Origin of the sequence: Clostridium lacusfryxellense, from assembly GCF_018861735.1 — a bacterium.
Lineage (GTDB): Bacteria > Bacillota > Clostridia > Clostridiales > Clostridiaceae > Clostridium_AD > Clostridium_AD lacusfryxellense.
On the sequence record NZ_JAHLEB010000038.1, the window covers coordinates 14617 to 26475 of the forward strand.

The 11859-nt window shown below is 29.4% G+C and carries 6 protein-coding genes; all 6 read right to left on the reverse strand.

Annotation, left to right across the window (positions count from 1 at the left end):
• Window positions 1-17: 17 nt before the first annotated feature.
• Window positions 18-5531 carry a non-ribosomal peptide synthetase gene (locus KPL55_RS17875; RefSeq protein ID WP_216308107.1) on the reverse strand — a complete coding sequence of 1838 codons (5514 nt, stop codon included), beginning with the start codon at window positions 5529-5531 and terminating at the stop codon, window positions 18-20.
• Window positions 5532-5810: 279 nt separating this feature from the next.
• On the reverse strand, window positions 5811-6887 hold the full coding sequence (locus KPL55_RS17880) for a hypothetical protein (protein ID WP_246599605.1): 1077 nt from the start codon (window positions 6885-6887) through the stop codon (window positions 5811-5813).
• A 3-nt stretch (window positions 6888-6890) separates the two neighbouring features.
• On the reverse strand, window positions 6891-9461 hold the full coding sequence (locus tag KPL55_RS17885; protein WP_216308108.1) for a phosphoenolpyruvate synthase: 2571 nt from the start codon (window positions 9459-9461) through the stop codon (window positions 6891-6893).
• Complete coding sequence (locus KPL55_RS17890; RefSeq protein ID WP_216308109.1) at window positions 9458-10363, reverse strand: UbiA prenyltransferase family protein; 906 nt, start codon at window positions 10361-10363, stop codon at window positions 9458-9460. The genes KPL55_RS17885 and KPL55_RS17890 overlap by 4 nt, the downstream gene beginning before the upstream one ends.
• A complete protein-coding gene (locus KPL55_RS17895) occupies window positions 10360-11235 on the reverse strand; it encodes a phosphatidylserine decarboxylase (protein ID WP_216308110.1) in 876 nt (291 codons plus the stop codon). The genes KPL55_RS17890 and KPL55_RS17895 overlap by 4 nt, the downstream gene beginning before the upstream one ends.
• Complete coding sequence (locus tag KPL55_RS17900; RefSeq protein WP_216308111.1) at window positions 11236-11850, reverse strand: CDP-alcohol phosphatidyltransferase family protein; 615 nt, start codon at window positions 11848-11850, stop codon at window positions 11236-11238. It lies immediately after the preceding gene.
• Window positions 11851-11859 lie beyond the last annotated feature (9 nt).

An 11859-nucleotide genomic window follows, 5' to 3' on the forward strand; every position in this document is an offset into this window, starting at 1 on the left:
TATCCCCCTTTAAAATGTTAAATTATTTCATCAATAACATTCGCAAGTTCCTTCGCATGTGATTTTATAAAATAGTGATTAGCATCTTTTAAAGTAATTAAACTCATTTTTTCGCAATAATTTAACCACTCTTTATATTTCTTCTCATAGTTTTTTGTAGATGAATCACTTTCACCTATTACTAAATAAACTGGTGTTAATAATTTACTACTTTTGTTTCGAGAAAAATCATGAAAGTATTTCATATAACATCTTACATCATGCCTAAATGCTTTGATAATTAATGACATTTCTTTGTTTCCAAATGCGTAATTAGCCCCACCAAGTTTATTAAGGTATTTTATTATCGCTTCATCATTTTTTAATTTATAAGGGTCTACAACATCTCCATAATACTTTATAAACTTTGGTGGAATTATGCCACCTATAAAAATAGCCTTAATTTTTATTTTTTCTTTTTCTAATAATCTAGCTATTTCAATAGTAAGTGCACTTCCAACACAATGTCCATACAAAACAATCTCCGTTTTTATAAGTTTTTTTATCTCTTCAACACATAATAAAGCTATTTCCTCAATAGGTTTTAAAACACCTGTTTTCTCTCCAAAATCATGTCCAGGTAGAATAACCGAATATAATGAATACTTGTCGGATATTTGGGACAACTGAGTTCCAATTTCATTATATACTATTGGAGCTCCTCCGCCGTAAGGAATACCCAATATTGATATTCCTTTAATATCATCAGACTCCATTACAGAATAGAAAATACTATCTATACCTTTTTTATTCTGAATTTTTTTCGCCAGTGCTTCAATAGTCGGATATTTATATATATCAGAAATTGTAATTCCACAACCAATACTAAGGGACACATTGATAGCTAATAATGAATCTCCTCCAATGTTGAAAAAATCACTCTTTACTCCTATTTTATCTGTATTTAGTTCTTTCTCCCAAATGCCTGCAATCCTTTTTTCTATCTCATTTCTAGGCTCTACATATTCTTCATCAAGAGAAATACTAAGGAACGGATCAGGTAATTTTTTTCTATCAATTTTCCCGTTACCTGAGAGTGGCAATTTGTCCATTCTTACAAAATATGAAGGTATCATATATATTGGTAAATTCTTAGAAAGGTACTCCCTTATTTCAACATTGGTTAGCTCCGAATCTGAAACATAATAAGCGCATAGGTAACTATTCCTAGTTTCATCCTTTCTATCAATTACTACAGTTTCCTTAATTGATTTGAATCTCAATAATTGATACTCAATCTCACCAAGCTCTATCCTTAATCCTCTTATTTTAACTTGATTATCAATTCTTCCTAAATATTCTATGTCACCACTTGGAAGCAATCTTGCTAAATCGCCAGTTTTGTAAATCCTATCTTCATTTAAATATTGACTTGTTATAAATTTTTGAGCCGTAATATCTGGCGCATTGAGATACCCCCTAGCTAATCCATCTCCTGCTATAAACAGTTCACCGCTAGCTCCAATTGGTTGAACTTGAAGATTATTATTTAAAATATAAAGCCTAATATTATCTATTGGTTTCCCTATTGGTAGTACTTTTAGATTTTCTCCTTTTATGCAATCAAAATAAGATACATCAACAGTTGCCTCAGTCGGTCCATACAAGTTAGTTAAACTTATATCGAGATTTTCAAAAACTTTATAAAACCTTTCAAAATGTTTCAGCGTTAGAGCCTCTCCACTTGCAAATACTTGCCTTAGGCTGCTAACTTTATAATTGCTAGTTTCTCTTTGAAGAAAGTCTAAAAATACACTTATCATGGATGGTACAAAGTGTATAGTAGTAATTTTATATTTATCAATTGCACTAATAACTTCGGCTGGATCTTTCTCTCCCCCAGGGCAAAGTATAACAAGTTTTGCACCATAGAATGACCACCAAAATAGCTCCCATACGGATACATCGAAAGTATACGGTGTCTTTTGAATAATAATATCGCTCTCATTTAAAGGATATTCTTTTTGCATCCAATTCAACCTATTGATTACAGAATAGTGCTCTATCATTACTCCTTTAGGCATACCTGTTGAACCCGAAGTATAAATTACATAGGCAAGATCATTAGGTCTATTTATTATTACAAGATTAGTTGAGTCTCCTTCATATAACTCTGAATCGTCCAATAGTATTTTTTCTACATTACTATTACTCGTGTCACTTATTCTTTTTTGTGTTAGTAGTATTTTAACATCGGCATTTTCTAACATATATTTTTTTCGACCTTCAGGATACTCAGGGTCTATAGGTAAGTAAGCACCGCCAGCCTTTAGTATCGCCATTATACCAATAATCATCTCAAATGATCTATACACCATTATACCAACTATACTATCAGGTTTTACACCCTTGTCCCTGAGTTTCCTTGCAAGCTGGTTTGATTTTTCATTTAACTGCGCATATGTTAGTGACTTGTCTTCAAACAATAATGCAGTACTATTAGGCGTTTTCTTAACCTGTTCTTCAAACAATTGATGCAATGTCATATCTTTTGGATATTCAGCTTTAGTATCATTAAATTTAGAAATAGTGCTCAATAGTATATTCTTATCCTCTTCATCGAGCATTTCAAGCTTATTTATAGCTATGTCATCATTACTTATTGCATTCTTAATCAAGTTCATTAAAGAACCACTTACTTGACGTATTTCATCTTCAGTAAATAGGTCAACTAAATAATCAACATTCAATAATAACTTTCCGCTGCCTTCCCTATCGTCCAAATGTAATATTAAAGATTCGACCTGATTTTTATTAAAGTGCCATCTAATCTCATAGCTATCTGGATGATCACCTTTTTCATACTTAGAATTTTGATATGAAAGGAGGCAATCATAAAATTTATCTATAACTTTATATTTTTCTCTATAATCTTTTAAAATCAATTCATAACTATATTTTTGATTTCTTAAATACCCATTCAGTTCTTTTGATACATAATGAGCATAGGAATCAAAATCCCCATTAACATCCACAAGCAATCTTACAGGAATTGTACTTACAAACATTCCTGTCATCTGTTTTTCCTTTGCACCTGATCTATTAAGAATAGGTGTCCCTATAACCACGTCGTTAACACATGTCTTACTACTAATATAAATTGAAAAAATAGCCATAAATAACGAAAATACTGACAGTTCATGCTTTGCGCAGTATTTATAAATATTTGTAGTTAACTCACAGTCAAGAAGAATAGTTTTTCTATCTGCTTTTGTTGAGTGAATTCCTTTAGAAACTGGTTTTAAGTGAGCAATTTCAAACTTATCGTTATATTTCTTATTCCAGAATTCCTTTGACTTTACGAATCTATCAGAATATCTAAATTCATCTTGATCAATTAAGAAGTCTATATATGATGGTTTTTTGACATTTGAAATCTTTTGATTATTCTTTAAGCATTGATAATTCCCAACAATTTGACCAGCAAGGAGATTCACTGTCCAAGCGTCTGAAATTAAATGGTGAGTATTTGCATAAAATGCGCCAACATCCTTACCTAATTTTATGATGGCAAAATAATATAAGGTTGACTCAATAACTTTGAAAGGTTTCTTAGCCTGCTCATCAGTCCACTTATAGAACTCGCTAATATCAGAATTACTGAAATCAAAAAAATCAATTTTAAAATAACTGTAATTATGAATATATTGTTTAGGAATACCTTCCTCTTCTATTACCCTTATTCTCATAGCATCGTTTTTCTCTACAAATATGTTTATTGCTTTTTCAAGAAACTCATAATTAATTTCTTCTGTAATTTTTAGTGTTCCTGCCACATTTCCTATACTTGTTCCTGGAAAAAATTTTTCTATTTGCCATATAGACTTCTGAGGCAGCGATAGGTTATGAAACCTTGCATAGTGTTCAAAACTTGACATTAATAGCCTAACGAATTCTACCATACCATCTCTATTCATCATTATCCTGTTTATTGAAAGTTTTTTCCCAAATTCACTTGTGAAATTATCATCAGTAACATCAAAAGGAGATTGAATGTAAATTCTTAATTTATTCTTATTTTTAATCCTAAAGAACATTGTTATCTGAGTTAAAATCGAATGTATGATTGTATCAAAGTCTGGTTTATCCTCCAGAAGGTAAATTTTAATAGTATCCATACTATCAAAATTAGTTTCTCCTAAAAAACACTCAGCAACAGAATAAGCTACAATTTTATTGTTTTTTGTTGTTTGAAGCAACCTTCTTTCAACAGAATAACCAATTGTATGGTAAATACCTTTTATTTCATCTAAATTGTAGCAATCCTTATGGTAATCGAAACAATCCTTCTCTAGAGAGGTTAGGGTTTCATCACAATATTTTATAAATTCATCAGGATTATCAAGCATTTCAGTCTTATATTCACTTAACTTCTCTTTTATATCATAATCAATACTATATTCATAACATAACTGATTGTGAAAGCTCACTTTTTCACTGTCATTAATAATATGACTAATATTCTTAAAAACACCTATATACCATTCAGTATCCGAATTAGTATAAGTTATAAAATTTTCAAAATAGACATGATTTAATAATTGCTCTGAAAGTCCTATAAAAATATCTGAATTTACTTTCGGGTTAAGATATGTCTCCATCAGTAATACGGGCTGATTCCCCAAAAAAGTATGGTTATAAATACGCAAGGCTGAATTAGCCCCCATAATAATATTATTTTTCTCATATACTAAATTTACAGAAATAGTAGGTTTATCTTTAACTTTATCAATGTTTTTAATTTCATAAGTAAGCTCAGTATTTTCATTATCTAATGCTCTTTGTCCAATGTTTGTTATCTTATTATATAACTCTGACATTTCATCTTTTGACAAATCAGTAAGGGATTTTAAGTTAGGATAATATTTTTGAAAAATATAGTGAAATAAAGCCTGTGAAGATGCCCAGTCAATGTTAACAAAGCTTAACCCACATACAAATATATTTCTTGACTGCTTTATATATTTAACTTCAGCATCAAAATAAAATGATAATGAATCATTAAGATTAAGGTGTAAATTTCTTAAAACATGCTTTTCACATATAGACTTAGAATTTATTTCAAAAGAAAGTCCTGTAGTACTAACTTCAATTATTTTAAAATCCTCTGTACTTTCTTGAAATCTTAAAAATGCACTTTCATTTTTCTTAATCTTATAGCGTGTACTATTTCTAGCAAATGATGCCTTTACTAATTGAGGTTTCCTAATAATAAATGATTTTTCAAATGCTTCAATTATCTGTGCTTCAAATACAAAGAAAGTATTTTTGTAGAAGAACGATATTTCGATATTATCTGAAGCTTCAAAAGGATAAACCTCTTCAGAATATTTTACTAAAGGCTCATAATCTGTTTTGTAATTAAATACCATTGTTCCAGGAAATTGATTTTCTTTAATTCTTATAGTAATTGTTGTTTCTCCTTGTCTTTCAAGGTTGTTAAATAATTCTTGAATACTTATTGAATCATTTAAATTTTCATATTTCCCCATTATTGAATCCCCCGATTTTATAATTTTATTATCATATTTAAACAGACATTTTTATTTATTAAAATTTATATTAGATAGCATTTTACATATATATTATATTATATATTAACAAAATATTCTATTATTTTTCAGAAATATGTCGCATTCCCCAATTTAAGGCATTATGGTGTCTTTATTTTTATTGGTGTAATCATTATATCCAGATAAATATGGAACATACAAAAATGTACCTTTCAGCAAAAGCCAAAGGGTACACCTTTTCATTTTTTCCTTTACTCTTTACTCCAAATCACATTCTAATAAAACATAGGTATAACTTGAATCAATTTTATTCTTAACATACCTCTGTGTTACTTTGCCTTCCTTAATGAGTGCACCAATTGTGCTGGATCTCCTTTTCTTAGCATTCTTAATCATTGGGTATGCCATAGCACTGCCTAATCCATAATGTCCTGGTTTGACACCCATGTAAAGTAGAACATAATTGCTACAACGTATTTTTTTAAGGAATAGTTTGATATATTTTAAAAATCCTAATTTTCCATATAACATATTGCCATAGTCAGGCATTCCTATAACAAATCCCACAACTTCTTCCTTATAGTATGCTATTTTCACAAACGAAAAATCTAATATATGTCGATAAGCTCCGAATTGCTGCAGGAAGTCCTCCTCACTAATGCTTTTAAATACTGGAAAACCTTTGTATAATTCCATTAACATATTGTATATTTCCCTTATTACAATATCATAGTCCTTCTCTTTGAGAGAGACTATGTGGTACCCTTTATTAGTGAATTTATTATATCTTTCCATACATTTCTTATCCATATAATTGAACATCGGTGGTTTTTCGTAATAATTAGATACATAAGATTCAGCCACTCTATAACCCCCAGCCAAAAATAACTCCATATAGTATTCCTTATTATATGGCTCTGACACATAAGGTTTTTTGTCAAAATTATTAGTCTTCAACCTGTATTTTATCCAGAAACTACAATCGATAGGTCCCTTTATTTTTTTACAATTATTCGCTCTCGTTATTCTCTTCGCCTCTTCAAACAACAACTTAGAGCACTCAATATCATTAATGCTCTCAAAAAAGCCTATACATGAATAATCATCGCCTGGATAAATAGTTACTATACATCTAGCACATGCTGACCTTTCTTTATAAACAATAAGTTTATATATTTTAAAATATTTGCTAAGCAAATGCTTTTCGAGAAGTAGTTCACGTTCTTCCTTTTCATTTTGAACTATATTCATCGGAGAGTATAAGTCCCTTGGAATCATTAAGAAATCATTTATATAATTTTCTTCTTTATCAAATGTTATAAGTTTATACATCATTTATCATTCCCATTTCTGTTTCATTCTCTTTTCTATTTCAATTTCCCCTGTATTCCCATTCATTTTTATAATGTCACCAGTTCTTAAAATGTTTGTAATATTTTTCACTCCTACAATTGAAGGAATATTTAATTCTCTAGAGATAATTGCAGTATGGGATAGTAATGACCCTTTTTCCGCAATTATCCCTTTAGATAAGGTTATTAAAAACACCCATCCTGGATCAGTCATTTTTGTTACTAATATCTTATTTTTGAACTCTTTAATTTTTTTAGGGTCATCCACAACTACTACTTCTCCAATTACCAAACCATTGGAACATGGAATTCCAAAAATTTCATTTCTATTTTCAAACATTTCCTCAGAATTTATATTAGAATGTTTTTTTTCAAAAACCTTGTTACTAAAAATAAGTCTTGAGCTATTTGGCAATTTACTAAACATTTTATATTCCTGTTTTCTAATATTAATAAGTTCTTTTAAGTCAATGTCTTGCCCAGCAATAAAATCAAAAACCTCAGTAGTTTTTAAATAAAATATATCTTCCCTAATTTCTATTGATTTTGAGTTACAAAAATTTTGTCCAATAGTTAAAAATATTGTTCTAACCATCCCATATATTCTGCTCCTATTAAGTCTTGAAATTTCTCTGTTTTTTATTCCCAGCATTGCACGTGAGCTAAAAAAGCGTATAATTTTACGTTCAACTTGGCCGCACTTTTCAAGTAGTTCATCTGATATTTTTTTGTTATCTTCATTTTCCAAAAACTTACTAATATTTAGCAACTTTTCTTTATCTTCAGTATATTCTAATATTTTTTCTACTAAAGTTATTTGCGATACTCTAAATGTACTACTTTCTAACTTTAGCTCTTCAAAGGAACGATCTCCATAAATATCAATGTACTGTTTAAACCTTTGGGCGAAATTCGAGTTGTTCCCGTCCAAGTAGTTCGCCAGCATTTTATTGTCCTTAAGCCCCACTAAATCTTCTAATAAATTTTCTTTCAAAACAATCTTCGCGAGTTCTACTAACATCTTTATAGGTTTCATGCTCTCAATGTTTGATATTCCTGAAATAAATTTATTAGTATCCGCTTCGTAATTTTCTGTTTTCATTTTTTTAAAGCGATACTTTATAAGACCTACATAAATAAATGCATACAGATCATTAAGCAAAGTGATATCCCAGTCTTTCAAAACCCTTTCAGAAATACTATTATATAACTCTACAAGAAGTTTATTATCCAAATTGTTTTTATATTTAATTTTAAAATGATCACTTACTTCAATATATTTATTATTTAATTTATCCATTTCTTTTGGAACAAATAGAAATTGTTTTACAAAACTTAGATAAGTTCTAGTCCTTTGTGAAATACTAATATCTACTTTTTCTGAATTATATTCTTTGCTGGCAACCCCAAGCATTTCTTGCCATATTGGAATTATTTTTTTGCTAAGCGGTAAAAATTTAATTAACGTATACCAGTTATTAATATTGTAATACATTCTTCCGTTTACACTATCCACCATTTCTTTTAATACGTTGTGATACTTTTTAATAATCATTTCATTAGATAATATCCTCTTTGATAGTCCGTAAAACACTCCGTAATATGCCTCTTTAACAAAAGAAGCAGAAAGTGGTAACGTTATATTCGGATAACTCTCTACAATATTACTATTATCAAAAATAATAGTTTTGTCCCTTTTTAATGTTGTTATAGGTCTTACCTGCAATATATATATGACGCCTTTAAATAACGCGAACTCAATATCTAAATATTCACCATATACGTTCTTAACCATAATTATAGTTTCAATTATCCTTTGAAAAGTATTTGTATCTAAGACAATTGAATGTTCTTGTTTTTCCAAATAATAATCTTCATCAAAGGTATTATAATAGTATGTTGTGGTGGGTACCTTGTCTTCTACAACCAAATCGCCCGTTCCCGCGCCAACCACAATTACCATCTCATTTAATAATCCTCTTGGGTTTGCTGTAAAAATAACCCCTGAAGCATCCGCATTAATCATTTTCTGCAATATAACACTCATTTTCAAATCAATGATTTTTATCTTTTTGTCCAAGCAATATTTTAACACATTAGCTGAAAATAGTGATCCTAGGCAATCTTTTATTTTGTCAAAAATGTCTTCCTTTGAAACATTCAAATAAGTATCAAATTGTCCTGCAAAAGAGCTACTATCACCATCTTCTACAGTTGAAGATGATCGCACTGAAAAAGAATCACTTTTCCCAAATTTCTTTTCTAGATAATTTACCACTGCCTCTTTAAATTCATCATCAAACCTAATATCACTTACAATGCTTTTAAAGTACAAGCTGGCATTTTCCAAGCTCTTTTCATCATTATAATTAATATTCTTTATTGTATCTTCTATTTGTACACTATAATCTTTTAGATAGTACGCAAGAAATGTTGAATCTATACAAAAAAGATCTGGGGTATTAATTTTGTTTTTTCGCATCAGAAATAAATTGTGCGCTTTTACTCCCACTTTGCAATTTTCAAAATTCTCTATATCTACTATAAATTTTTTCATATAATCCACCGGGTAACTATATATATAAGTTCGATGATAACAAGAGTAAGTTCTGTAATATATTCATATACTATAACCTTATCCACAAGCTTGAATCTTGTAGGATCTTTTATAAAATTTGTTCCCTGTTTTAGAAACCAAATATAACTTCCTATTACTGTAACAACTGCAATAGGATAAATTTGATAAACAAGAATTGAACTAGTGATCATATCAAAAACCATTACAATCATTATAAATTTAGTTGCTTTTTTGAATCCAAAAAGTTTTGAGTATGTTGTATAATCATTCTCATCCTTAGGTGCCCTGGTTTTTCTTGAAATTTCCCAGATTAGTCCTGGAAAATATAATGTAAGTAAAATTATCAAATTATTTAATGTAAAAATATTTATATTATATTTTATACATGTAAATGAAATTACATATAAATTTAATATGAGCTGAACTGGATTATGAGTAATCAAAGCCAGTGGCAAACTCTTTTGTATTTTAGTCTTGCTAAAAAACCATACTGACATTACGACTCCATATACTGCTAATATTACGAAGTATATTATGTTGTTCATGAAAATCAAATTTAGTGTTATTACAACTACACAAACAATAGTTAAAAGTGTTACTAAATCATTTTTTTTAACCCTTCCAGAAGGAAATGAACGTTCAGGAAACATTATTAAATCCGTTTCATAATCTTTGAATTCATCCGCAATTCTAAGTGATAATAAAAAACCAAATACCGTCACTGCGCCAATAATCTCCTGTAAATTAATATCTAGTCCCATAGAAGACCCATTTGTGAGAATTACTAAAAAATAAATTTCAAAAAACATTATAAATCCTAAAATTAAGCGAGGAATTACAGGATACATTTCATTTAAATAAATATTTAGCCTTTTAATCATTTTATAATACCTCCAATTTTCTCACCCATTCTAACCTTAGTTTCAATATTCTCTTTTGAGAATTTTAAAATATCAGAGTCCACTTTGATTACTCCCGCTTTAAATAGGAGCAATATTGTTGATCCACCGAAGGAAAAATAACCTTTCTCATCACCTCTTTTAAATTCATCTGCTTTGTGATTAGTTATTTTACCTACTAAAATTGCGCCTACTTCTATTTGAATAATTTCACCAATGTTCTCTGTTATCAAAACCGAAACTTCTCTCTGATTTTCTATATAAACATTATGCCTCTGAGAAGATATTGGGCCTACTGTGTGTAATACACCATTTATTATATTTCGCCGCTCTACATAACCATTGTCAATATAATGATACCTATGATAATCATCTACAGTAAGTCGAAAAACAAGGCAAGTACCATTATTATAGCCTTTTCCCAGAATATCGTCCCTTAATAATTCACTAATAGTATATGTACTGTTTTTAATATTCATTTTCAGTTCGTTATTAATTTTATAAACCATTAATTTTGCATCCGCAACTGAAATAAGCGTATGCCGTTCCAAAGAATACGGTCTTTTACTCCGTTTAATTTCCCTCACGAAGAAATCATTAAAACTATTATAGTTCCTGTCTTTATAATCACTCATGTCAATGCTGTTTTTTTCTATAAATGGTTCTATTTTTTTTACAGACTTTCTACTGTCCATATAAACAGAATATAGCTTTGAAAAACATTTTGTAGAGAAGAAAATCTTAAGCAATATTCTCCCGATCATTGTTTTGTATAAGAAATCTAAATAACCTTTTTTAAACTGTTTTTCACTAAATATTATTTTTAATTTTCTATTATATACTTTAGTTTCCATTTATACTCCCTTTAGTATAATAAATGTTGATAATCCTATAGCTAGACATATGAAAAACAAATAAGCATAACCTCTTGGCTTTTTGATTTTTATATCAATAATAAACAATAGCGCAACCACAAATATAGTTAATGCATATAGCATATTAAAAAAGCTGGGTAGAAGGCAAAATGAAAACATCCACATCACAGGAAAAATAAGTGCGGAATAAGTTACCGGAAGTCCTTTATAAAACGCAATTGTTGAATCAATATTATTCTCAACCTGAACATTGAAATAACCTAGCCTTGTTATACCTGCTAGTGCATAAAAACTGTAAATTACTAAATGATACCAACTATTAAGTCCAAGACAAAGTGCTAAAATAATAGGTGTTGCAACGAAATTAATCATATCTGCAAGGGAGTCAATTTGAACCCCAAACGCTTCTTGCTGTTTAGTTCTTATCAACATTCGGGCATATTTACCATCGAAAAGGTCACATATTCCTGCAAAGATCAAAAACATCATACCAAATCTAATACTATTGTTAAGAGCGTTATAAATTCCAAGTATGGAAAACACCACCCCCATATACGTCACTATAACCGATTTATTATATTCACCTATAAACATATTACACCC